The following is a 26,026-nucleotide window of genomic DNA, read 5'->3' as shown; positions in this document are numbered from 1 at the left end:
AGAACAAAGACAAAGACAGAGCACATTATGTATATACGCACGCGCGAAGAAAGAGAAAAAGAAAAAACAGGAACGGAAAGAAAAAGAAAAAATATCCTCAAAGACTATTATTCTCCTTTTACTTCCTCCTGAGGAATACGTATCGAAGTATAAAGTTCAAGGATAGCAGCAATTGTAAGTGAGATAATCCACTCATTACCATGAGTAAAAAGCATAAACGCCCCCGTTAAGACCAACAACAAAGCACCGAATATTTGCTGACGACGGAGACGTTTCACATTCGGTTTTTTAGATTTCGAAGGGGAATTGATCTGTGCCAAAGCAACAAAGGTAGCACCAATAGTATATACATAAGGCGCGAGCATCCAACCAGTAATATAAACAGCGGCCCCTATGAGAACCATAACAGCACCTACAGTAAAAAGAGCGGGTATCAATTGTTTCATTTTTCTATATCTTCTTCAAATACGTAAATATCTTCATTGGGCTTTTTCATCAGATACTTTTCGCGCGCAATGCGTTCAATAGTACCGGAATCAACGGCAAGTTCATTGAGACGACGAGTATTCTCTTCATATTCCGTCCGGAACTTATCTATTTCTTCACGCAAGCGACTTTCCTCACGCGCATAACCCATACGGCGAACAATACTGTTCTCATCTAAAAATCCGATAAGCACCGCAAACAGTACAAGTGTAATCAAATATTTGTTCTTACAGACAAATAACCAAAAGGAAACAAGTTTATCCACGTTGATTCAATGATTAAATATTATGGTACAAAGATAAAAGGAATAACTGAAAAATTTCTTTTTTTTGCGTACATTTGCATAATAAGAAAACCCTAAATATGGAAAATTATATAGTATCGGCACGTAAATACCGTCCATCTACCTTTGAGTCGGTAGTAGGTCAATGCGCATTGACTACCACACTGAAAAATGCAATCGCTACAGGTAAACTGGCGCACGCCTATCTCTTTTGTGGACCACGGGGAGTAGGAAAGACAACTTGCGCCCGTATTTTTGCCAAAACCATCAATTGCATGAGCCCCACGACAGATGGAGAAGCATGTAACCAATGCGAATCATGTATAGCTTTCAACGAACAACGCTCTTATAATATTCACGAACTGGATGCCGCTTCCAATAACTCCGTAGACGATATCCGCCAACTGGTAGAACAGGTACGTATTCCGCCACAGATAGGTAAATACAAGGTTTATATCATTGATGAGGTACACATGTTGTCCGCTTCTGCCTTCAATGCTTTTCTGAAAACATTGGAAGAACCACCCAAACATGCCATTTTCATTCTTGCTACTACTGAAAAGCATAAGATATTACCGACTATCCTATCACGTTGCCAGATATATGACTTCAACCGCATCAGCGTAGAAGATACCGTAGCTCATCTTGCATATGTAGCTTCTAAAGAAGATATCATAGCAGAACCGGAAGCTCTGAATGTCATAGCCCTAAAAGCAGACGGTGGCATGCGTGATGCCTTATCTATTTTCGACCAAGTAGTGAGTTTTACAGGTGGACATATCACATATCAAAGTGTGATTGAAAACCTCAATGTATTGGATTATGAATATTACTTCCGATTGACGGATTTCTTTCTTGAAAATAAAATCAGCGATGCCCTGCTCTTGTTAAATGATGTATTGAACAAAGGATTTGATGGCAGCCATTTCATCACGGGACTTTCTTCACACTTGCGCGACCTTTTGGTAAGTAAGGATTCTGCTACCCTGCCATTGCTCGAGGTAGGTGCAAGTATCCGGAAACGATATCAAGCACAGGCACAAAAATGCCCATTGTCTTTTTTATACCGCGCCATGAAACTCTGCAACGACTGTGATCTAAGTTATCGTGCCAGCAAAAACAAAAGATTACTGGTAGAACTCACTTTGATACAAGTCACACAACTTATTGCCGAGGAGGATGATTCCGTCGGTGGGCGTAGCCCTAAACAAATTATCAAACCCATATTTACGCAATCTACGGTTATACAGCAGCCACAGGTTGCTCAAGCTACGACTCGGTCACAAGTAAATAATGTGACCCGTCCTCAAGTAGTTTCTGTAACTCCATCTACCACACCTACTACATCTATAACCGCCTCCAAACCGACAACCACTGCACCAACACATATCACGCCAACTTCAGTGTTGTTGTTACAAGGTAAAGAAGAGAAGAAAATACCCGTCATAAAAATGTCGGGACTTGGCGTCTCCATTAAACGCCCCAAAGCAGAAGATGATCCAAAACCTACCAATACAATTCATACAGTACAACAAAGCGTACCAATAGAAGAAGATTTTATCTTCAATGAAAGAGATGTCAATTATTATTGGCAAGAATATGCCGGACGAATGCCCAAAGAACAGGTTGCTATTGCTAAACGTATGCAGAATATGCACGTCAATCTTCTGAATGCCACAACATTTGAGGCCGTAGTGGACAATGAAATTATAGCTAAGGAATTTACCTCATTGATACCAGCTTTACAAGATTATTTACGTACTCGCCTAAAAAACCGTAAAGTCACTATGACTGTACGTATCAGTGCTCCTACCGAAAAAGTTCGGGTATATGGTCGTGTAGAAAAATTTCAGATGATGGCACAAAAGAACGATGCCCTCTTACAATTAAAAGATGAGTTTGGTTTGGAACTATACTAAGTATTCCAATAGAGGAACTTGTATACAGATATCCTATGAGCATAGATATCTTCAAACACAGTCATAACATGAAGTGAGTATGTAATAATAGCAATGAAAGTAACGAATACATAACTATCCCGGTACTGATTTCCATTACCACACCCACTTAAATAACTGAATATCAATCTATCAGTATAGATATTATTTGAGACTAGCTCGAGAATAGCTATTTAGACAGTATACAAATTAGTTCTTTTTAATCAAGATTGATAGTTAGTAATGAAGAAAACACTTATTTTTGTCGAACCAATTAATACTAATAATTAAAAAATTAAAGAAAATGGCTTACGTAATTAGTGAAGATTGTATTGCTTGCGGTACTTGTATCGACGAGTGTCCGGTAGGCGCTATCTCTGAAGGTGATATCTATCATATTGATCCAGAAGCTTGCACAGAGTGTGGTACGTGTGCAGATGTTTGTCCTTCTGAAGCAATTCATCCGGGAGAATAATACGATCCTTAGAAAACAAAGAAAGGCTCGGTTTCAATGAAACCGAGCCTTTCTGTTTGTTCAACGATATTACAAAGTTAAGCAAGTTTTGCCAACGCTTCCTTAATCCGGCGAATAGCTTCTACAATATTTTCATCGCTAGTAGCATAACTCATACGAATACATTCAGGAGCACCAAATGATGTACCACCTACACAAGCCACATGAGCAACTTCCAACAAATACATTGCCAAATCATCTGAATTATCAATTTTGCGCTCAGCTACAGACTTACCGAAAAATGAACTACATTTCGGAAACAAATAGAAAGCACCCTCCGGTACATTCACTTCAAATCCCGGAACTTCCTTGGCCAATTTTACAATGAGGTCACGACGACGTTCAAAAGCTTTACGCATTTCTTCAACCGGAGCCTGCGTACCCGTATAGGCAGCTTCAGCAGCCTTCTGAGATACAGAACAAGGGCCTGAGGTATATTGACCTTGCAGCTTGTTACATGCCTTTACAATATATTCTGGTCCAGCAATAAAACCAATACGCCAACCAGTCATGGCATACGCCTTGGAGACACCATTTACAATCACTGTACGTTCCTTCATTTCAGGAAACTGTGCAATGCTCTGATGTTTACCGATATAATTGATATGTTCATAAATTTCATCTGCAATCACAATTACTTGCGGATACTTAACCAATACAGCGACTAGCCCGGCAAGTTCCTCCTTACTGTATACAGAACCAGTAGGATTAGATGGAGAACAGAGAATTAAAGCCTTTGTCTTTGGAGTAATGGCAGCTTCCAATTGAGCAGGTGTAACTTTGAAATCCTGTTCGATACCTGCGGTTACAATCACCGGCTTACCTTCAGCAAGTTTCACCATTTCCGGATAACTCACCCAATAAGGCGCAGGAACGATAACCTCATCACCCGGATTTACCAACACCATTATAGTGTTGCAAACCGATTGTTTGGCACCATTGGCACAAGAGATTTGTGCCGCCGTATATTCCAGACCATTTTCTTTTTTCAGTTTCTCCACGATAGCATTGCGCAAAGCCGGATAACCCGGTACAGGGGAATAACGAGAAAAATTGTCGTCTATCGCCTTTTTCGCAGCTTCTTTTATGTGATCAGGGGTGTTAAAATCAGGTTCACCGACACTCAAATTAATCACGTCTACACCTTGAGTTTTCAGCTCTGCACTCTTTTGAGACATAGCCAGTGTCGCAGAAGGCGACAAGCTGTTCAAGCGGTCTGATAATTGGTTCATTTTGTTTCTTATTAATGGTTGTTATGCAAATTTGATTGCAAAATAAGCGATTTTATTTGAAATGCGAAAACAAAAAGACAGTTACTTATTAAAATGAAGCGTATGTCCCATACGTTCTTTCTTTGTGCGTAGGTAACGTTCATTATATGGATTGGGGGAAGTTTCAATTGGTACATTCTCCACAATCTCCAATCCATATGCTTCCAAGCCTACACGTTTTACAGGATTATTGGTTAGCAGGCGCATCTTGTGTACACCCAATTCGCGAAGGATCTGAGCTCCTACCCCATAATCACGCTCATCTACCAGATGCCCCAAGCAAATATTAGCATCTACTGTATCCAATCCATCCTCCTGGAGTTTATATGCTTTCATCTTTTCCATCAGACCAATACCACGACCTTCCTGATTTAAATAAACAATCACCCCCTTACCAGCTTTTTCAATCATCTCCATTGCCTTGTGCAGCTGATCACCACAATCGCAACGCATAGATCCGAAGATATCTCCCGTTGCACAAGAAGAGTGTACACGTACCAACACTGGTTCATCCCCACTCCAAGCACCTTTAAACAAAGCTACATGTTCCAATCCATTGGATTTCTGACGGAAAGGTATCAGACGAAAATGTCCGTGTTCAGTAGGCATATCTACCTCCACACCTTTTTCAACAATAGATTCTTGCTTCAAGCGGTATGCAATCATGTCACGGATAGAAATCAGTTTCAGATTAAATTCATCAGCCATTCTACGCAACTCGGGCAAACGTGCCATCGTACCATCCTCGTTCATAATTTCCATCAATGCTCCAGCCGGATAAAATCCTGATAGACGACACATGTCGATGGTAGCTTCGGTATGCCCAGCACGACGTAATACACCTTTTTCCTGTGCGTACAACGGATTGATATGCCCGGGGCGCCCGAATGTAGCCGGAGTAGAAGCAGGATCTGCCAATGCCTGGATAGTTGCAGCACGATCGGCAGCCGATACACCGGTAGTACAACCTTCCAATTTATCAATAGTTACGGTAAAAGGAGTCCCCAGCACAGAAGTATTGTCCGTAACCTGATGTGGCAAATCCAACTCCTTACAACGAGATACAGTGACCGGAGCACACAATACTCCACGGGCATGTTTCAGCATAAAGTTCACCTTCTCCGGTGTAATTTTCTCAGCAGCAATAATCAAGTCTCCTTCATTTTCACGATCTTCGTCATCAACTACTATTACAAAGTTACCCGCCTTGAAATCCTCAATAGCTTCTTCTATTGTATTCAATTGTACTTTTTCCATCTTATTATTGTTTATTTATTCTATTTCGTTTCTATAATTCGCAATATTTCTTCATTGGTTTTAATGATACGTTCCATATCTTTACTCAAACGAATACGGAATGCCCAAATACGAAAATAAAAGAACAGCCCCAACGGCAATACTATACCACAAAGCATATTAAGCCAATAATTACGGAAAGGACGCACATGAGCATGAACCGGAATAACCGGATAATTATTCAATGCCGTTAACAAAGCAACAGATCTCGTATTTGACATCTCATCTATATAACTTTCCAGGCGGTCATTGATTTCTACCATTTCCTCATCACGTGGTGCATCATTCATCCACAATTTTACATAATTAGGCGCACGTTTCAATCTCTTTTTATCAGCATACACGCGGCAATCGACAGATAATTTCCGCAAATCATCCGGCAGGCGTACATAATCCGGATCATGGATAATCACTTCTTTCCGGAATAAATGACGTACACTACGGATACCTACAATTTTCTTAAACCAGTTAATATAAGCATCTGCATTCAACACTACAGAATCATTGTTCGACTTATAAGTAAGGAAAGCCCCCAATGGCGCCAATACCGCTGTACTGGTCCACATGCCCATCCACACAATCCATTTACCGTCACGAGCCATCTTAAAGCCCGTATTATTTATAATATAATAGATAATGAATATAAGTACGGACACAACCACTGGCATACCCAAACCACCCTTCCGGATAATACCTCCCAACGGTGCACCGATAAAGAAGAAAATAAGACACGCCAAAGAAAGCGTTAGTTTATCATGCCACGAAGTCATGTGTCGTCTCAGGCTCGATTCAGTTTGTAAAAGACTGAAACTCTTGAAACTCCAATCGCTGGCAGCGCTCTCCGCACGGCTAACGGCAGTAGAAAGTATTTTCTGCTTCTGCGCCAATGTTGCCACATTATACAAGCTGTCTACATTATAAAAACGCAGATTAGCTGTTTCAATCTTCACGGTATCCTGTTTACTCAACACAGTGGAAGTAGGTTTATAAGTTCCTCCCATGGCCTCCTGATAATAAACCCTTCCCACACTATCATTCAGTACTTTCATAGAATCAATACCTGCTTGTAGCATCTTCATATCCTTACTTCTGGACTGATTACTCATAAAGCCCGCATCTACCATGTTGAAGTCAGAATTAAATTCTATGATCGCATGTTTCTCCCGAAAAGTCTCCCTACGGTAAGGAACATTTTTCTGGCTCATATTCTGTGATTTCAGATTTTCAAACTGTTCGCCACTATACAGATGTAGATATAAATGTTGCTTATCAGCCGTCATTTCCAATCTTCCAGAATCCGCCTTGATAATCTGCGCATTTTCAAACCCCTTTTCGAAATTATAAATCAACACGTCGTAAAGCATACCCGTCTTACGATTTTTATGCTTTACATAAAGATTATAACCATCTATTTCATCATAAAAAACACCCTCAGGTATATCCACTTCAGGAGATTTCTGTTTCATCGAAAACAACAATGTCCATAACTTTGTCTCTGCTATCGGTCCGATAACATTCTGAAAATAAAAAGAAACACAACAGATAAAAGTAATAAAAATAATCAACGGGCGCATAATCTTCAACAAAGGAACACCCGCTGCTTTCATGGCAAGCAATTCAAACCGTTCTCCAAAATTTCCAAAAGTGATAAGAGCCGCCAACAAAATGGCTAATGGCAACGAAAGCGGTACTAATGTAAGCGCCGAATAGAAGAAAAATTGAGCCAATACACTCACTTCCAATCCTTTTCCCACCATCTCATCCACATATTTCCATAGGAACTGCATCATGAAGATGAAAAGACAGATGAAGAACGTACCAATAAAGAGCATGCAAAAACTCTTTAGTATAAATATATCTAACTTTTTTATGCGCAGCATTTTACTTGTTTCATGCAATGAAGACACAAAAATAGCACAAAAAAGGGAGTATGGGAAATTTTTAATTGAAAGTTAACTAAAAACCACACGTTCTACGCAAAGTGTCTACTTGTGAGTCCCATAATTCTCGTAAATCATCCACGTCATCCTCATCTGTAAAATCTGTAATTTCAAGAACGAAATCATTTGTCAACTCACTATTTGTCATTTTTAATTCAAAATACTCACGTACGTTCTCATCGTCCAACCAACGAAAACGAATAAAGGAATATGCCCGCACGGCTATAATCTCAGCATCACGTTTTTCGTTTTTCCCCCAAAAGAAGGAAACGGTTTTATCATCCGACTGCACCCTGTCTGCAAACCAGCCCTCCAAACCGGTAGGTGTGCTTATCGCTGTCCAAAGGATACTTTTAGAAGTCGCATTTAAAAGATATTGCAAATGAACTTTCTTTCTTTCCATAGTTTATTCTGCTTTCTTATTTGCGTCAGCCAAGATAAATACTTTTTTCTAATTACAGAAAATAATTCATTAAATTTATTTAGACGTATCTGTCAACAAAGTTCTAAACATCTGATAATGTGGCACAAATCTGTTAACATAAAAGGATAAAAAGCCCAAATTTCTTTCCGACCATCAAAGAAATAACAGAAAATCCTCATAAAAGTTTTGGCATTTTAAATAAAAGCTATATCTTTGCACCCGCAATCGAGAAATGATGGCGGGATAGCTCAGCTGGTTAGAGCGCATGATTCATAATCATGAGGTCCCCGGTTCAATCCCGGGTCCCGCTACTAATGAAGATTTAGACTGTCGAGAGGCTTCCACTCTTGGCGGTCTTTTTTTTATTTTAAATCCTTTTGTGCAACACGAAAACGTAACCGATCAATGAAGGATCAATGTAACCATTGAAATATCATAATACAAAATAATTCATGGAACAACACATCGATAAAAATCCTCGTATCGAGGTAGTAGATGCTTTGCGAGGCTTCGCCGTAATGGCTATCCTTTTAGTTCATAACTTGGAACATTTCATTTTCCCGATCTACCCCACCGACTCTCCAAGCTGGCTGGATATATTAGACCAAGGAGTCTTCAACAGTGTTTTCACCCTATTTGCCGGAAAAGCCTATGCTATCTTTGCACTCCTTTTCGGATTTACATTCTACATCCAGAGCAATAACCAGAAGAAACAGGGTAAAGATTTCGGCTATCGCTTTCTTTGGCGTCTAGCGCTATTGGCTGTATTTGCAACTTTAAATGCAGCCTTTTTTCCTGCCGGAGATGTATTGCTACTGTTTGTTGTTGTGGGAGTTGTTTTGTTCCTCACCCGGAATTGGAATAATAAAGCTATATTCATAACCGCTGTCATCTTCCTATTACAACCTGTTGAATGGTATCATTATATAGCCAATCTGATAAATCCCGCACACCAGTTGCCAGATTTGAAAGTTGGTGAAATGTATACAGAAGTGGCAGAATATACAAAATCAGGCAACTTTTGGAATTTCATCTGGGGTAATATTACCTTAGGTCAAAAAGCCAGTTTATTATGGGCAGTAAATGCCGGACGTTTCTTCCAGACAGCCGGATTATTCCTTTTAGGTTTCTATATCGGCAGAAAACAACTGTTTGTCGCAACAGAAAAAAATCTCCGCTTTTGGACAAAGACATTGATAATATCCGCTATTTCTTTCGCTCCTTTATATACTTTGAAAGAACTGATTATGACAAACGATACAATCGTACAGCAATCAGCCGGAACGGCATTTGACATGTGGCAAAAATTAGCTTTCACTTTAGTATTGATAGCTTCATTTATCCTGCTTTATCAAAGTAAGAAATTTAATAAATCGGTTATGGACTTAAGATTTTACGGAAAAATGAGTCTTACGAACTATATATCCCAGTCTATAATAGGAGCGATTATCTATTTTCCATTCGGCTTATACCTCGCCCCTTATTGCGGATATACACTAAGCCTATTAATCGGCTTTTGCGTATTTCTTTTACAAGTAAAATTCTGTAAATGGTGGTTGACAGGACACAAACAAGGGCCGTTAGAATACATTTGGCACAAATGGACATGGATAGGGACAAACAAATGATTCTCGTAAAGAGAATTTTTATCGGATAAATTCCTCTTTCAATAGTACCTATTCATATCATAAATAATCTTGGCTAGAGATCAACCGATTAATATAAAGCGATGTAAGCTATGATGTTGAACACATTGGCTTATCTGTAAAACAGATATAAGCATCACTCTTTTATTCGTCGTCTGATTACTCGTCCATCTCCTTCTTTCAAAACAAAATTATCCAATTCCATCGTCTCCTCATTCCCGACAGTAAGAGATTTTAAATTAAGAGAACCACTCATTACTTCAATTGTAACCCCTGTGACACTGACATCGACAGTCCCCCATGAATATCCGTTACTCCAAAAATAATTTCCAGGACAATCTGTCACAGTCATACTCTTGTCCACACCGGAATATTGAAAACCACTTAAAGCAACAATGATAGACCAACTTGCCATCGAACGGGCATAATGATGCCCACACTCTGGTTCACTGAACGGATTTCGTTTAGCTCCATCATGACGATCACGAATAGACTGTATACAGGTCAATGCTTCCTTTTTCATACCTTCATAAATCATACCTACGGCCGCACAATACTCAAATCCAGTCATTACCTCGGCAAAATACGGGAATGGTACCTCCAAACGCCCCTTAGGCCAGGATGCCATAACTAAACCAGCTTCAGTTCCCAACACATAAGAACGCATATTATTGAAATGACGGCTAAAATCGGAAACATAATTATACTTCATGATACTATTCATTGTTGCTTGAATATATTCTTTTTTTCCTAAATAGCCTAACCCACACAGATGTGCCATATATTGTCCCACCAACTGATCTACCAGACAACCAGATCCTAATTGGAATGGTGGTATCTGAGCATTTGGATCATTCATGTCAATATATTCAAATGTTTTCGGGTCGGTAATTTTATGTTCATAATATTCACCATTGAATAAGTTCTGATCCATCCATTTACTACCATTTTCAAACAAAACGTTACACTTTTTTGCAAAATCTTTGTCTTGCATGGCAAGTGCCATTTTTTCTGCCGCTTTCAGTGCTCCCATATACCAAAATCCCATTTGCGGATTAGGGCCGTAATAGTCCACATCCATTGTATTATGTTGAGAACCTTCCATAATCCCATCCTGATTACCATCCCATCCTTTTTCTATCCAAGCATAAGAGAGAACTTTTTTTACTTGCATCCAATTATTTCTCAAAAAATCATTATCTCCCGAAAGTTGCCATTCACGATATATTTTCATAATACACCCCATTTGCCCATCAGCAGCAGCCGATTTTGGAGGATTAGCTTTGGAAAGGGGAAGAGACGCACGAAAATTCATTAACCCATTTTCCTTAGTAGCATAATTAAACTCCACATCCCTCATTGTTTTTGCCAAGTCACCAAAAAGATAAGGAGTAGCTGTCTCATAATTCCAAACATGTGTACATGAACCCGCGCATGAGCCAAAACGATCCATAACCCCTTCCCATCCCATCATGTGCCCGCTAGGAAGACGAAACACGGTTTGTGACCGTAAAGTAGCAAGATTAAACAAAGCAGCCTCCTTTACGACATCCGGATAAGATGTATTAAGCAAGGTATTTACAAATAATAAAGTTTTCTTCTCCAATTCAGGTATTTGCGGAATAATAGTCTCTGCCGCTTTCCAAGCATCCTGATATTTTTGACTATAATAATTACCAACTACAGTAGAAGACCATGCTTGGCGGTTCGGAAAATTCCAAGTGATATAAAAAGTAAATGTTTCTGTGCTTTGTGGTTTTATTGTCTTCTTTACAGATAAAGAAGCCATTGGATCTTCATCTTTCGATACCCCCCTTTCTGTCAATACACCGTCAGCACTGAAATCGTCCCAAAAATTTAATATTCCATTATTCCAGTCATTCGCTTTTGAAGAAGTACGAAAAGTTACACCATCGGTTGCTTGAGTTGTGAGAGCAATAGTTCCCCATGCCGGATCTTTTTTATCCACGCCGTCAGAATATAGATAAATCCCTCTCATTATATCACTTTCAATATATTTATTTTTATTATTTTTTACACCGACAGGAATGTAGTCACCTTTCCAGTCGGTCTGAAATTTACTTCCATCTTTACCGATAAAGTTACGCATAGACCCACATATAGCCACTTCAATCTGCCGTGTAGTACTATTAGTCACTTCATAAGAAAGTACGGCAATCGGTAATCCGCTTGCTTCCGCATTTCCAGGTATGAAGGGATTGAAGCCTTTTATTCTTACTTTTACCGGCAATTCTTCATCGGACAAATATACTTGTCCAAAAGGATAAGCTGCGCCAAATGAAGCCTTCGCAAAGCGTGGCATTCCATGATGATTAACCGGACGACCTTCATAATGGAGATATTCCTGAGTATACAAAGGACCTGCCAACAAAGTAGTAGTTGCTTTCTGTTGCCATGGTTTGACATAAATGGCGAAAAACGGAGCATCATTTCCAGTTGTAACCGTACTATACTTTTTTGCCGGTATATTCATAATTTCCCAATCCCGAAGTTCTCCACGACCACCAAGCGCTACAGTTCCAGTTCCAATACCTCCTAATGGCAAGGCTATCTGATAAAGATGTTCTTGATCATACTGTTTCAAAACCGGCCATTCTTGCGGTTTCCATTCTTTAGCAGTCATAATACTGGAAAACAACACTCCAGCTACCACTAGTTTGAGTTTATTCATGTATATAATCATTAAGTTTGTAAATAGCAGAATAGGTCTACTTATAACAACATTACATCAAGATGAAGAGTAAAAACACAATTAACGAGATTTACCAGATATATTTTTTACTCATTATATTGTATTGGCAAATGTAATGATTTAGTTCAACAGCTATTGAGATATTCACTTGCTTTCAGTTCTTTTTTCTTGTTTTCACTAATCTCAGATATCGCCTATCTTGTTCATTTCAATTTATCCTTTTACCGATAGAATACTCCACAAATTATTTATATGACAGAAATACGGACAAAAAAACAAAAGTACAACAGCCTTTTAACAAATACTTGTTTGCTTTTGAGGGATAAACCAAGTTCAAAAAATGCAGAAAAAGGAAAATGTGAACACAAACAGTTGATATATGGATAGACTTGTTCAACGATAAGCCGCTAACTTTGTGGGAAATTATCAGTTGTATATCATGAAAAGACTACTATTCACTTTTACTTTTTTCTGTTTACTTGTCGTAGGAGGACACGCACAAAAGGTTCTAACCCTGAAAGAGTGCCTTGAGATAGGGATTAAGAACAATTTATCCTTAGAAAGTAAACGTAATGAAATACAGAAAGGTAAGTACGGCATTTCTGAAAATCGTGCAAGGTTATTACCGCAAATCAATGGCTTCGCTAATTATAATGATAACTTTGATCCACCGGTATCCGTTACCGATGGTTCAGCATATGGTAATCCTTACAACGTTACTTATACCTTGCAGCACAATGCCAACTTCGGGCTGCAACTACAAATGCCGCTTTACAACCAGACACTCTACACCACTATGTCCATTGCCAAAACAATGGACGAACTGAACCAACTTTCTTACGAGAAAGCACGGGAAGACCTCATTCTGGAAATTTGTAAATTGTATTATCTGGGACAAACCACAGTCGAACAAATCACTCTGACAAAAGCGAATATCATCCGGCTGGAAGAATTGAAAAATATCACCATGGCTTTTTTCGATAATGGAATGGCAATGGAGGTCGACGTAAAGAGGGTAAACATCAATTTGGAAAACCTGAAAGTACAATATGATAATGCAAAGGCAATGCTGGAACAACAGATAAACCTGCTCAAATATATCATTGATTACCCAACAAACGAACAGGTAACCCTGACCCCGGTAAATCCCGAAAATATTACCCCAGTCGCATTGACCGGCCTATCGGAAGGTTTGTATGAGTTACAACTCATACAATCACAAAGGATGATGGCTGAACAACAAAAAAAGATGATTGGACACGGTTATATTCCCTCTTTAAACTTGACAGGCAACTGGATGTTTTCCGCTTATACAGATAAGGGGTATCATTGGTTTCATAGTGGTCCTTCCAATCATTGGTTCCGTTCTTATGGGATAGGATTATCCTTGCGTGTACCGATATTCGACGGTCTGGATAAACGGTATAAAACCCGAAAAGCAACAATTGATATAGAAAACATAAAACTGGCACAGGAGAACACTCGCAAGAACTTGCAAACACAATATCTGAATGCCACTAACGACCTGATGAACAATCAACGTAATTTCAAAAAGCAGAAAGACAATTATCTGTTAGCGGAAGATGTGTATACAGTCACTATGGACCGCTATCGGGAAGGTATCACTTCGATGACCGAAGTCCTTCAGGATGAAATGCGGATGAGTGAGGCACAGAACAATTATATCAGTGCACATTACAATTACCGGGTAACCACTTTGTTGTTGCTGAAACTCACGGGACAAATAGAAACATTGATTAATCATCAGTAATTTTTCAAATAATCATATTAAATAGTATAACGGATATGGGAACAAAAGAAATTGACAGCGCAACAAATACACATCAGGAAAAAGCAAAAAAACTACGGAAGTTACGCCGTTGGCAAATCGTGGTCAGCCTGATAGGCATAGCAATTATCATTTGGGGAGTAATTCAGGTTGTCTGTCTCTTCCTAGACTATAAACAGACTGAAACGAGTAACGATGCCCAAATAGAACAATATATTTCGCCCGTCAATCTGCGTGCATCGGGTTATATCAAGAAGATATACTTCACCGAACATCAGGAGGTACGCAAGGGAGACACATTGCTTGTACTAGATGACCGTGAATACAAAATCCGCGTAATGGAAGCCGAAGCCGCCTTGAAAGACGCACAAGCAGGAGCTACCGTCATCGGAGCTACCTTACAGACCACACAAACCACGGCTTCAGTCTATGATGCTTCCATTTCAGAAATAGAAATTCGACTGGCAAAATTGGAGAAAGACCGCCAACGTTATCAAAATCTGGTAAAAAGGAATGCAGCCACTCCCATACAGTTAGAACAGATAGAAACAGAATACGAAGCTACCCGCAAAAGACTCGAGGCAACAAAGCGCCAGCAAAAGGCCGCTTTCTCCGGCGTAAATGAAGTATCTCACCGACGGGAAAATACCGAAGCTGCCATTCAGCGGGCAACAGCTGCTTTAGAGATGGCACGGCTGAATCTCTCTTATACGGTAGTGGTGGCTCCCTGCGATGGTAAACTGGGACGCCGTGCGCTGGAAGAAGGTCAGTTTATCACTGCCGGACAGACCATCACTTACATTCTGCCCGATACACAGAAATGGATTATTGCCAACTACAAAGAGACTCAGATAGAGAACCTGCATCCGGGACAGGAAGTCGTCATCACAGTGGATGCCATCAGCAACAAGAAATTCACGGGAAAGATAACGGCCATATCCGGCGCTACCGGCTCCAAATACTCTCTGGTTCCTACTGATAATTCCGCCGGAAACTTTGTAAAGATACAACAACGCATACCAGTACGCATTGATTTCACCAATTTGTCTAAAGAGGAGAATGAAAAACTGGCGGCAGGTATGATGGCGGTAGTGAAAGTAAAACTTTAATCATCAATTATCCTATGCCTTCATATCCAAGAAATTACCCATTCTACAACTGGGTACCAAAACCGGTTGGCATTATTATACTGGTATTATTCTTCCTACCGATACTCACGGTGGGAGGAACCTACTCGGTGAATAGTACTGAGATGATGAGCGGACTGGGTATTATTTCCGAGCACATCCAATTCACTAACTTTGCCACATCAATAGGTATGGCGGCTTTCTGCCCTTTTTTGTACCGGTTGGTACTCATCCGCAGGGAGAAAATGATGTGTATCGCCGGTTTCTCGCTAATGTATATATTCAGTTACATCTGCGCCAAGACCGACAGTATATTCCTGCTGGCGCTTTGCAGCCTACTCACAGGATTTCTCCGGATGGTACTGATGATGGTCAATCTGTTTACCCTCATCAAGTATGCCGGACATATAGAGGCCTATGAGAAAATAACGCCCGGCAACGAACCCGCAACCGGAGAAGGTTGGGACAAACTGGATATCGAGCGGAGTGCCGCCCAACCCGCCATTTATCTGTTTTTCATGATATTAGGACAGATAGGGACTTCACTCACTGCCTGGCTTGCCTTTGAATACGAATGGCAATATGTATACTATTTTATGATGGGTCTGCTGTTGCTCTGCATCCTCATCACATTCATTACGATGCCCTATCATAAATATACCACACGCCGTTTCCCCATCAATTTCAAACAATTTGGCAATGCCTCCATTTTCAGTATTACACTGGTTTGCATCACTTATGTATTGACTTACGGAAAAGTGCTCGACTGGTATGATGACCCCACCATACAATGGGTCACTATCTGCGCCATTATTGCGGGTGGACTGTTTATCTATATAGAAGCCACCCAACGTAATCCCTACTACCAATTGGATGTATTCAAGCTACGCACCATCCGTATGGGATTTCTGTTGTACTTCTTGTTGATGGTACTTAATTCCAGCGCCATGTTTGTCAATGTGTTTACAGGGATAGGGATGAAACTGGATAACTTTCAAAATGCCACACTGGGTAACTGGAGCATGCTGGGATATTTCATCGGCGGCATTGCCACTATCTGGCTGAGTGTGAAAGGGGTACATTTCAAATATCTTTTTTCCACCGGTTTCCTACTGTTGGGACTGTCTGCTATGTTCATGTACTTTGAAGTGCAAGATGCCGGATTGTATGAACGCATGAAGTATCCGGTCATCATCCGTTCCACAGGCATGATGTTACTCTATTCACTGATACCCACATTCGCCACCCAGCGCATGCCCTACAAGTACCTGTCTTCCTGGATTTGCACCATGCTCACCGTACGCATGGTATTGGCTCCCGCTATCGGTACCGCCCTTTATACCAACGTACTGCAAGAAAGGCAACAATATTACGTCACCCGGTATGCACACGATGTAGACATGTTACACCCCGAAGCATCCGCATCATTTACCCAAACCGTACAAGGGATGCAATACCAGGGAAAAAGCAAGCAAGAAGCAGTCAATATGGCCGCCATGTCCACCAAAGGCCGCATACAAATACAAGCCACACTTTCTGCCGTGAAGGAAATGGCAGGATGGACATTATATGCCTGCTTCATTTGTATGATATTTGTAGTTGTAATACCCTATCCTAAACGAAAATTACTAACTTAGCACTGTTTTAAGTATAGAATAGTGATTTCCCGTAATATGAATCTTCAACAGGAACAGTTAAACCGCCTCGACCGTGCATTGGCGGACGGACAAGATATTTGCAGTTCAGAAGGTATACTCTATGCCTTTCCCGAATCTTTAATGAAGCCTTTTCCGGTAAACGGAGTGGGTATTATCATTTGTCAGCAAGGAAGTTTTACATTTTCACTTAACGACAAGGTTTTCTCCGCCCAAGCGGGTGAAACAGTTTTTATTCCTGAAGATTGTTTCTTTCAGGTACAACAAGCCTCACAGAACATCGAAGTCTTTATACTCGTCTATCAGATAGAACCGATACGGGACTTTATCGGTAATACGGTAGCTTCAATGTATCTGTACTCGCAACTCGCAACGGAGCCGTGTTATGTATGGAATACCGGCGAAGAGGAAGAAGTTATGAAATATATGTCTCTGCTGGACAACACGCTACAAATGGGCGAAAATACTTATAACCATTATGAACAGAAATTATTGTTGCTGGCATTGACATACAGGATATGTTCCATCTACAACCGCAAGCTTATTACCAACCGGGAAAACGTAGGGCACAAGCATGACGTTTTTATCCGGCTCATCCAGTTGATTGAGCAGAATTATACGAAAGAGCGCGGCGTGGAGTTTTATGCCGATAAACTTTGTTTGTCTCCCAAGTACCTGTCGGCCCTGTCCAAATCAATCTGCGGATATACTGTACAAGAGTTGATATTCAAATCCATTATCCGTAAAAGTATATCACTCCTTAAGAATACACAAAAGAATATTCAGGAGATTTCCGATTTCTTCAACTTCCCCAATGCTTCCTATTTCGGCACTTTTTTCAAGAAGCAGACAGGCATGTCACCCCAACTGTACCGTAGAAAGTAAAGCAAGGAGAACGCTGCAAAGTGTTATGCTTTTAGCCGCATAATGAAACGGCTGCCTTTTCCCAACTCGCTTTGAACGGTCAAAGTGCCACCATGAGCCTCTATAAAATCTTTCGAGATGGAAAGTCCCAACCCACTACCCTGTACTTTAGTTCCGGGTACGCGGAAATAGCGGTCAAAGATACTCTGGTGGTAACGCGGGTCGATACCTTTACCAAAATCCTGCACATACATTTCCACAAAGTCATTATCATGCCGGGCACCGATAACCACACGTCCGTTCTCTTTAGAGTAACGGATGGCATTGCTCAAAAGATTGGTCAGTACCCAAGCTATCTTCTCACTGTCAACAAACAATTTCGGCATCTTTTCTTCCGGATACTCCACTTCTATCTGAATACCGAACTTATCGGCCTGTACCCGATTGGCTTTGATGGCATATTCTATCAGTTCGATAGGTTTGGTTATCTTCGGCATCATTTGCAGTTTGCCAGCCTCCACTTGTGTCAGGTTCAGCAGCTCTCCGGTAATGTCCAGCAAACGGCCGGCATTGTCTTTGATACTTTTTGAAAGTTGTTCCTGTTCACCGTTCAAAGCCCCTATTCTCTTATCCTCGAGCAATTGCAGACTCATCAGGATAGCCGATATTGGCGTTTTCAGTTCGTGGGAAATGGTAGAGATAAACGTAGTTTTTGCTGTATCCAGTTCTTTGAATTCCGTGATATTCTTCAGTAGGATAACATCACCCAGATTACGGGGTTCGTCTTCGTCGGCTTCCGAATTAAGAATGGTGATATAAGAAGCTTTGAAATAACTCTCCTTATTATCCGCATAGATTTTCAACGGTTCTTTCTTTTCGCCGGGAGTTACCAACTCACGCACCAGTCGACGGAGTAAATCATTCTTCAACGACAGTTCTTCGGCAGAATGGCGAATTACCTCTTCCCGCTTAAGATTGAGAACGGTCAGCGCTTCGTGGTTGATAAAGAGAATTTCCCGTTCCCGGTTCAGGCCAATAATCGGTTCGTCAATACTATTGACGATCGCTTCCAGAAACTTCTTGGCAGCCAGGATATCATTCAGCGTACTGGCACGATATTCCGCCAAGCGTTCCGCCATACGGTTAAAACCATTGGCTACCGCACGAAACTCCTCATGACCACTCATATTAAGCCGTTTCTCATAATTGTGATTAGCTATCTCAAGAATACCTTGCGTCAGTTCCCGGATAGGTTTATTAATAGAACGGGGTAACCAAATCAGCAATACGATACTGGTAAGGATACAGATACCACCGACAATCGATATCCATAACAATGCACGTTGCAGACCGGGCATTGCCGCCGGACTGTCCGGTTCGGTTGCCGTCAGAATTTGCAGGTTCACAACAGACAAGGCAACTAATAGAATTATCATTCCCGCCAATATACCTACGCTTAGTATTAATTTTGTTCGAATATTCATAACTCTTCTCTAATTAAAATTTATGCAAGTATAATCAAATCTATATTCCCTTGTGCCAGTTTACTCACAAATTTTCTGTATTTCAATATCATAAACAATGATTGCGGCAGACGAAAGGAAGGACTTCCCATACATACGGTCGTTATCTGCTTCTCTTTACAAGTTTCCACAATACTTCCCAACACATCTTTGGACTGCACCTGTACTACCTCTCCACCCAACTCGGCAACCAATTTAAAATGGTTCAACAGGTATCGCTGGCTCGCCAATTCTATGCGATCGGTACTTTCACGGGGAGTCTGCACATAGAGAGCCACAAAAGAAGTATTGTAGCGGGTGGCCAAACGTGCTGCTTTGCGAATGATACGCCGTGGCGTCTTTTCGTGACTACTGATACAGGCAAGAAACTTCTCATGGCGAACCCCGACATTCGCCACCACTTCATTCTCTACCTGTTTTTCTACCCGGAGCGCTACTTCCTTCAATGCCAGTTCGCGCAACTGAAGGATATTCTCTATCCGGAAGAAATTAGTCAACGCTGTCTGTATTTTCTCCGGACGGTAAATCTTTCCGGCTTTCAGACGGGTAATCAGTTCATCGGCAGTCAGGTCAATATTTACCACCTCGTCGGCTTCCTCCAGCACACTGTCGGGAATACGTTCTTTCACTTCTATACCGGAAATACCCTGTACCTCCTCATTCAAGCTTTCTATATGCTGGATATTGACGGCAGAAATGACATTGATACCCTCACTCAGCAAATCCATTACATCCTGCCATCGCTTCTCATTCCTACTTCCCTCTACATTGGTATGCGCCAGTTCATCTACAATCACAATTTCAGGATGGCTTCGGACGATTGCCTCCAAATCCATCTCCTCCAGCTCCTTCCCTTTATAGAAAATCTTGCGGCGGGGAATGAGAGGAAGTCCTTCAAGCAACGCTTCCGTCCCGGTACGTCCATGAGTCTCGATATAGCCAATCTGTACATCTACCCCATTATCCAACAGTTCATGTGCTTCCTGGAGCATACGGTATGACTTGCCCACCCCGGCAATCATACCGATGTAAAGTTTGAACTTGCCATAGCGGGATTTCCTTATCAAGTCCAGGAAATGCTGTACGCTTTCTTCTCTGTTCATGGTTTCAAAGTGATGCCAAATACCAGATGTGCATCCTCCATACGTGGATTCCAGATGGCATGAGCAAACACCGGTATAGCAAACTTATCTGTTATCTTTATATCCGTCGTAGCCTTCAAAGCCAAATTGGTCACGGCAAAACCATTATTGGATATTCCATAAACGCCTATACCGGCTTCATAAGGCAAAAAGCCGCAAGTAGCGTTCAAGTCGACGGACTTGATACTGAACGGATAATTCAATTCGACATAAGAAGAATAATTCTGTTTTCCTTCTTCATTTTTGTCGGCACCGGCAAACATGGTATACCAGCTTATTGATAATGGGAATTTCTTCATAGGTAATGTATATGCCAGCCCCGCTTCAAAATGATGAGCTGTTTCATGGCTCTTAAAATTAAAATACTTACCGGCTCCCTGCCCTGCCCACCAGAGACTGGCCAAAGAAAGTATAAAACCTGATTGACCTAAAGTATAAGCGGCCGTCAAGTCTATCTCTTTCGCAGCCACACCTTCCGAAGCAACGGTTCCATCAAAATCGGTAGAGCCCCATGCCGTCAACGAAAAATTACCGATACCAAAACCCAATGTCGGCTGAAAGCTGGCACCGGTCTGATAAAAGCCACGCCACACGTATGAGCTTACCAAGTCACCTTGTATTTTAAACTCTTGAGCCTGCACTTGAGTGATCCCTGTAAAACATGCTGCAACGGCAACAACCATACTAATGAAAAGTATTTTTAAAGTATTCATATTCTTATTCGTTATTTCTTTTGTTAACTCCATTTTCCTCTAAAGCGATGTTCAGTTTCAGTACATTCACCTTTTCCGTACCGAACAAACCGAATAACGGTTTCTCCACAGTTTTGTCAACTATCGCCTTTACATCCGCCTCATTCATGCCACGTGCCTGTGCCACCCGCTTCACCTGTATATAGGCACAGGCAGGAGTGATATCGGGATCCAGCCCGGAACCACTGGCGGTAACCATTTCGGCAGGAACATCCTTGCGACTCAAATAAGGATGATGCAACAGGAAAGTATCTATACGGGCTGCCACTTCAGCAAGATATTCCTCATTGGTAGGCCCCTTGTTACTGCCGGCAGAACCGGAGGCATCGTAACCGGCACCGGCGCAGGAAGGACGTCCCCAAAAGTAGATATCTTCCGTAAACTGCTGTCCCACATTGGCAGCGCCTACTACTTTCCCATTCAGGGTGGCCACTTCCGCATTCCCCTTGTTGGGACCGGCAAATTGTGCAAATATCCACAAAACAAGAATATAAAAGACGGAGAAGAACACGCAGAATGCGAGTGTTATTTTAAGTGATTTCCAAAGAGTTTTCATTTTTCCTTTTTATTATTAGTTAATTGATAATTTAGAAGAATAAACCGACTAACATATCTATCAGTTTAATACCTATGAACGGTGCAATAACCCCGCCTACCCCATATATCAGCAGATTACGGCGAAGCAGCGCACTGGCACCTATCGGCTTGTATTGCACTCCCTTCAAAGCCAACGGTATCAAAATCGGAATAATGACAGCGTTGAAGATGACAGCCGAAAGAATAGCCGTTTCAGGAGTATGCAATTCCATGACGTTCAGCGGTGCCAGTTGCGGTATGGCAACCATGAACAAGGCAGGAATAATGGCAAAATACTTGGCAACATCGTTTGCTATGGAGAAAGTGGTCAGCGTGCCGCGTGTCATCAACAACTGCTTGCCTATTTCCACGATTTCAATCAGTTTCGTCGGATCATTGTCAAGATCCACCATATTACCGGCTTCCTTGGCAGCCTGCGTACCACTGTTCATGGCAACACCTACATTGGCCTGTGCCAATGCGGGAGCATCATTCGTACCGTCACCCATCATAGCTACCAGCTTACCTGCCTGCTGTTCCTTCTTGATATATTCCATCTTATCCTCCGGCTTAGCCTCAGCAATGAAATCATCCACACCTGCCTTTTCCGCAATATATCTGGCAGTCAACGGATTGTCACCGGTCACCATCACCGTTTTCACTCCCATCTTGCGAAGACGTTCAAAACGTTCCCGGATACCCGGTTTGATAATGTCCTGCAACTCGATGACACCTGTTACCTGCCGGTTGACACATACCACCAACGGAGTTCCACCATTACCGGAAATTGCCGAAATGACTTCTTCCACTTCTCCGGGAAACTTATTTCCGGCACTCTCCACAATCTTACGGATGGCATCAAAGGCGCCTTTTCGGATTTGAGTTCCGTCCGGCAAGTCCACGCCAGAACATTTGGTTTCGGCGGTAAACAAAATCATGCGGGCGCCGGTCGTGTTCAAATCGCGCATCCGATAGCCGTTTTCACGCCCCAAATCGATGATGGATTTTCCTTCCGGAGTTTCATCGGAAAGTGAAGAAAGCAGACAGGTTTCTATAAAAAGCTTCTCGTCAACGCCCGGAGCAGGATGAAACTTCGTAGCTTTACGGTTACCGATAGTGATGGTACCGGTCTTATCCAATAACAAAGTATCAATATCACCGGCAGTTTCTACCGCCTTGCCCGATTTGGTGATGACGTTGGCACGCAACGCACGATCCATGCCCGCAATACCGATGGCAGAGAGCAAACCGCCGATAGTAGTCGGTATCAGACAGACAAACAGGGAGAGAATGGCGGCAATAGAAATATATGTACCCGGATGGTCGATATTGGTATAGTCCGCCATCGGTATCAGAGTGACGCACACAATGACAAACACCAATGTAAAACCAGCCAAGAGGATAGTCAACGCTATTTCGTTCGGTGTTTTCTGCCGGGTGGCTCCTTCGACCAGCGCAATCATCTTGTCGAGGAAACTTTCACCCGGCTGCTGGGTTACCAATACTTTTATCTTGTCGGAAAGCACTTTTGTACCTCCTGTCACGGAACTCTTGTCACCACCCGCTTCACGAATAACCGGAGCAGACTCACCGGTAATGGCGCTCTCGTCAATAGACGCCAATCCTTCTACTATTTCACCATCGGCAGGGATTGTATCACCGGCTTCACAAATAAAGTAATCCCCCTTCTTCAGACGTGAGCTACTGATACTGCGAATTTTACCATCGACCAGGATTTTGGCGGGAGTCTCTTCACGGGTTTTGCGTAAGCTGTCTGCCTGTGCCTTACCACGTGCTTCGGCGATGGCCTCGGCAAAATTGGCAAACAACAGGGTGGCAAACAGAACTATAAATACCAGGAAATTATATCCAAACGTCCCATATTCCGGAGTTGTCAACGAGAGCAAGCAGACAACCAACATAATAGCTGTCACTACTTCTACCGTAAACATGATCGGGTTCTTTATCATCACCCGTGGATTTAGTTTCACAAATGACTGTCTCAAACTTTCCATGATTTGCTCCTTTTGAAATAAAGAAGCTGATTTTTTATCTTTCATATCTTTAGTTATATAAAATAATACTGTACGGACCAGAGTTCTATACCTGTTACCTTTCCTATAGGGACTTAATTCCTCTCATCCTGATATCGAAGGTCTGAATATCCGGAACTCTTCATTCAAAACATCCCCATGTTTTACCGTAAAACATCCGGGTCTTTTGAGCGAAAACATCCCCATGTTTTGGGGTAATACATCCGGATGTTTTGACCTCTCAGTCCCAATATCAAAGGAGATAAGTATACAAGTCTTTCCGGTTAAGTGCAGATGCCTTGTACGTTGCATATAGTTCACCATCGGTTACATTGAGAAATGTTCGGCAATCGTACTCAGGGCATGAGCCGGGAAGAAAGACAGGGCAGCCACAATGAAGATTACAACGAAAGTCATAATGCCGAACGTCAGCGTGTCTGTCTTCAGAGTACCGGCACTCTCCGGAATAAATTTCTTCTCTGCCAATAAACCTGCGATGGCTACCTGCCCCACAATCGGAATGAACCGGCTCAGAATAAGTACCCAACCGCATGCATAATTCCAGAACGGAGTATTATCACCCAGCCCCTCAAAGCCCGAACCATTGTTTGCGGCACAGGAAGTGAACTCGTACAACTGTTCGCTCAGGCCGTGAAAACCGGGATTGTTCAACCATCCGCCCTCGCCCGCAACGAAATCGGGATGGTAGGTATAGAGGTAACTGGACAATGCAGTACCGACCAAGATCACAAACGGATGGAGTAAAGCTACAATAGTGGCAATTTTCATTTCGCGTGCCTCTACCTTCTTGCCCAGAAATTCCGGTGTACGCCCCACCATCAGTCCGCTAATGAATACTGCGATAATAATGAACGTATAATAATTCATCCAACCCACTCCGACGCCACCGAACCAGGTATTAATCTGCATGTTCAGCATTTCCATCAATCCACTAAGAGGCATCGTCGAATCGTGCATGCCATTGACCGATCCGTTGGAAGTGACCGTTGTCGTGATACTCCACAAGGCAGTGGCTCCAGCCCCTAAACGAACTTCTTTGCCTTCCATTGCCCCACCGTCTTGCGCAATGCCCAGTTCATCAATACGCGGATTACCATTCATTTCCTGATAAACATTGATGCCGACACCTACCAGATAGGCAAAAAGCATCACTCCATAAATACTATACGCCAATTTCTTTCGTCTCGTATAGAAGCCCAGCGCAAAGACCATCGCCATCGGGATAATCAAGATAGCCCAACATTCCGCTATATCAGACAGATAAGTAGGGTTTTCCAAAGGATGCGAGGAGTTTACCCCGAAATATCCACCGCCGTTGGTACCCAACTGCTTGATGGGAACGATAGCTGCCGCAGGACCTTGTGACACAAGTTGTTCCTGACCTTCCAATGTGGTGACTTTCATCTTACCCTCAAATCCCATCGGTGTTCCTTGCGTGATAAGCAGAAAACCGACAACCAGTGAAAGTGGCAACAAGATACGTGTACAGCTCAGAACCAAGAAGTTCCAGAAGTTACCTATCGTTTTCGTGGTTTTGGAAGCGATGGATTTCATGATACCCGCCATAGCCGCCATGCCGGTAGCGGCAGTAATGAACTGGAAGAGCATGATGACAAACAATTGGGTGAAATAGGTCAGACCGCTTTCACCGGAATAGTGTTGTAAGTTGCAATTTACCATAAAGCTGATGCAGGTATTAAATGCCTGACTGGGAGTTTGCGGACCATTTCCATCCGGATTTAACGGTAACCAATGCTGTGTAACCAACAATATCATACCCCAGATAAACCAAAAGGCGTTCAATATCAAGAGAGCTTTCAGGAATTGTTTCCAGTTCATCTCTTCCCGAGGATTAATGCCTCCTACTTTAAAAATCAGTCTCTCAACCGGCTTCATGAAGTCCGATCCTGTTTTTTCTCCTTTATATACCTTTGCAATGTATTTCCCCAGCGGGTAGGATAATCCCACCATCAGAAAGATCTGCAAGGCTATACCTAAAATTTCCGTATTCATTTCATTCATTGATTATCATTT

The 26,026-nt window shown here is 41.9% G+C and carries 20 protein-coding genes and 1 tRNA gene; 8 read left to right on the top strand and 13 right to left on the bottom strand.

Annotation, left to right across the window (positions count from 1 at the left end):
• Positions 1-107 precede the first annotated feature (107 nt).
• On the bottom strand, positions 108-446 hold the full coding sequence (locus tag DXC10_RS03860) for a hypothetical protein (RefSeq protein WP_117737347.1): 339 nt from the start codon (positions 444-446) through the stop codon (positions 108-110).
• Positions 443-751 carry a septum formation initiator family protein gene (locus DXC10_RS03855; RefSeq protein ID WP_101542389.1) on the bottom strand — a complete coding sequence of 103 codons (309 nt, stop codon included), beginning with the start codon at positions 749-751 and terminating at the stop codon, positions 443-445. Before DXC10_RS03855 ends, DXC10_RS03860 begins: the two co-directional genes overlap by 4 nt.
• A gap of 98 nt (positions 752-849) precedes the next feature.
• Here DXC10_RS03855 and DXC10_RS03850 point away from each other — a divergent pair, with 98 nt between their 5' ends.
• Positions 850-2,688 carry a DNA polymerase III subunit gamma/tau gene (locus DXC10_RS03850; RefSeq protein ID WP_101542388.1) on the top strand — a complete coding sequence of 613 codons (1,839 nt, stop codon included), beginning with the start codon at positions 850-852 and terminating at the stop codon, positions 2,686-2,688.
• A 322-nt stretch (positions 2,689-3,010) separates the two neighbouring features.
• A complete protein-coding gene (locus DXC10_RS03845; protein ID WP_101542387.1) occupies positions 3,011-3,181 on the top strand; it encodes a DUF362 domain-containing protein in 171 nt (56 codons plus the stop codon).
• A gap of 77 nt (positions 3,182-3,258) precedes the next feature.
• On the opposite strand, the gene DXC10_RS03840 is transcribed toward DXC10_RS03845, so the two are convergent.
• The 4 genes from DXC10_RS03840 to DXC10_RS03825 form a co-directional block, all read right to left on the bottom strand.
• On the bottom strand, positions 3,259-4,452 hold the full coding sequence (locus DXC10_RS03840; protein WP_101542386.1) for a pyridoxal phosphate-dependent aminotransferase: 1,194 nt from the start codon (positions 4,450-4,452) through the stop codon (positions 3,259-3,261).
• 81 nt (positions 4,453-4,533) lie between these two features.
• Complete coding sequence (locus tag DXC10_RS03835; protein ID WP_101542385.1) at positions 4,534-5,748, bottom strand: bifunctional 3,4-dihydroxy-2-butanone-4-phosphate synthase/GTP cyclohydrolase II; 1,215 nt, start codon at positions 5,746-5,748, stop codon at positions 4,534-4,536.
• Between the two features lie 20 nt (positions 5,749-5,768).
• Positions 5,769-7,667, bottom strand: a complete 1,899-nt coding sequence (locus DXC10_RS03830; RefSeq protein WP_101542384.1) for an LptF/LptG family permease — start codon at positions 7,665-7,667, stop codon at positions 5,769-5,771.
• Between the two features lie 76 nt (positions 7,668-7,743).
• Positions 7,744-8,130, bottom strand: coding sequence for an START-like domain-containing protein (locus DXC10_RS03825; RefSeq protein ID WP_101542383.1), 387 nt, complete (start codon positions 8,128-8,130; stop codon positions 7,744-7,746).
• Positions 8,131-8,388: 258 nt separating this feature from the next.
• Here DXC10_RS03825 and DXC10_RS03820 point away from each other — a divergent pair.
• Together DXC10_RS03820 and DXC10_RS03815 are read left to right on the top strand one after the other, a co-directional pair.
• A tRNA-Met gene (locus tag DXC10_RS03820) sits at positions 8,389-8,462 on the top strand.
• A gap of 141 nt (positions 8,463-8,603) precedes the next feature.
• Entirely contained in the window at positions 8,604-9,779 is a 1,176-nt protein-coding gene (locus DXC10_RS03815) for a DUF418 domain-containing protein (protein WP_101542382.1), read from the top strand.
• A gap of 154 nt (positions 9,780-9,933) precedes the next feature.
• Here DXC10_RS03815 and DXC10_RS03810 read toward each other — a convergent pair whose 3' ends face one another.
• Complete coding sequence (locus DXC10_RS03810; RefSeq protein ID WP_117737346.1) at positions 9,934-12,489, bottom strand: GH116 family glycosyl-hydrolase; 2,556 nt, start codon at positions 12,487-12,489, stop codon at positions 9,934-9,936.
• A 460-nt stretch (positions 12,490-12,949) separates the two neighbouring features.
• Here DXC10_RS03810 and DXC10_RS03805 point away from each other — a divergent pair, with 460 nt between their 5' ends.
• From DXC10_RS03805 to DXC10_RS03790, 4 genes are read left to right on the top strand one after another with little or no spacing between them, the layout of a single operon-like run.
• Positions 12,950-14,281, top strand: a complete 1,332-nt coding sequence (locus DXC10_RS03805) for a TolC family protein (protein ID WP_101542380.1) — start codon at positions 12,950-12,952, stop codon at positions 14,279-14,281.
• A gap of 35 nt (positions 14,282-14,316) precedes the next feature.
• Positions 14,317-15,408, top strand: coding sequence for an HlyD family secretion protein (locus DXC10_RS03800; RefSeq protein WP_101542379.1), 1,092 nt, complete (start codon positions 14,317-14,319; stop codon positions 15,406-15,408).
• A 14-nt stretch (positions 15,409-15,422) separates the two neighbouring features.
• Positions 15,423-17,063: an MFS transporter gene (locus tag DXC10_RS03795; protein WP_117737345.1), complete on the top strand. Its 1,641-nt coding sequence runs from the start codon at positions 15,423-15,425 to the stop codon at positions 17,061-17,063.
• 36 nt (positions 17,064-17,099) lie between these two features.
• Complete coding sequence (locus DXC10_RS03790; RefSeq protein WP_101542377.1) at positions 17,100-17,966, top strand: AraC family transcriptional regulator; 867 nt, start codon at positions 17,100-17,102, stop codon at positions 17,964-17,966.
• 23 nt (positions 17,967-17,989) lie between these two features.
• On the opposite strand, the gene DXC10_RS03785 is transcribed toward DXC10_RS03790, so the two are convergent.
• The 6 genes from DXC10_RS03785 to kdpA form a co-directional block, all read right to left on the bottom strand.
• On the bottom strand, positions 17,990-19,429 hold the full coding sequence (locus tag DXC10_RS03785) for an ATP-binding protein (protein WP_117737344.1): 1,440 nt from the start codon (positions 19,427-19,429) through the stop codon (positions 17,990-17,992).
• Between the two features lie 20 nt (positions 19,430-19,449).
• The gene (locus DXC10_RS03780) at positions 19,450-20,571 is read right to left on the bottom strand and encodes a sensor protein KdpD (RefSeq protein WP_101542375.1); all 1,122 of its coding nucleotides are present in this window, start codon (positions 20,569-20,571) and stop codon (positions 19,450-19,452) included.
• Entirely contained in the window at positions 20,568-21,323 is a 756-nt protein-coding gene (locus DXC10_RS03775; RefSeq protein ID WP_101542461.1) for a hypothetical protein, read from the bottom strand. The genes DXC10_RS03780 and DXC10_RS03775 overlap by 4 nt, the downstream gene beginning before the upstream one ends.
• Before the next feature lie 4 nt (positions 21,324-21,327).
• Positions 21,328-21,918 carry a K(+)-transporting ATPase subunit C gene (locus DXC10_RS03770; protein WP_101542374.1) on the bottom strand — a complete coding sequence of 197 codons (591 nt, stop codon included), beginning with the start codon at positions 21,916-21,918 and terminating at the stop codon, positions 21,328-21,330.
• A 31-nt stretch (positions 21,919-21,949) separates the two neighbouring features.
• The gene (gene kdpB, locus DXC10_RS03765; protein ID WP_101542460.1) at positions 21,950-23,998 is read right to left on the bottom strand and encodes a potassium-transporting ATPase subunit KdpB; all 2,049 of its coding nucleotides are present in this window, start codon (positions 23,996-23,998) and stop codon (positions 21,950-21,952) included.
• A gap of 300 nt (positions 23,999-24,298) precedes the next feature.
• Positions 24,299-26,005 (bottom strand): potassium-transporting ATPase subunit KdpA, encoded by a 1,707-nt coding sequence (gene kdpA, locus DXC10_RS03755; protein WP_101542459.1) that lies wholly within the window; start codon positions 26,003-26,005, stop codon positions 24,299-24,301.
• Between the last annotated feature and the right edge of the window lie 21 nt (positions 26,006-26,026).

The sequence above is a fragment of the Bacteroides sp. OM08-11 genome (assembly GCF_003438665.1).
GTDB classification, from domain to species: domain Bacteria; phylum Bacteroidota; class Bacteroidia; order Bacteroidales; family Bacteroidaceae; genus Bacteroides; species Bacteroides cutis.
Note: the sequence above shows the minus strand (reverse complement) of the source record. Positions and strands in the feature narration are given on the sequence as shown.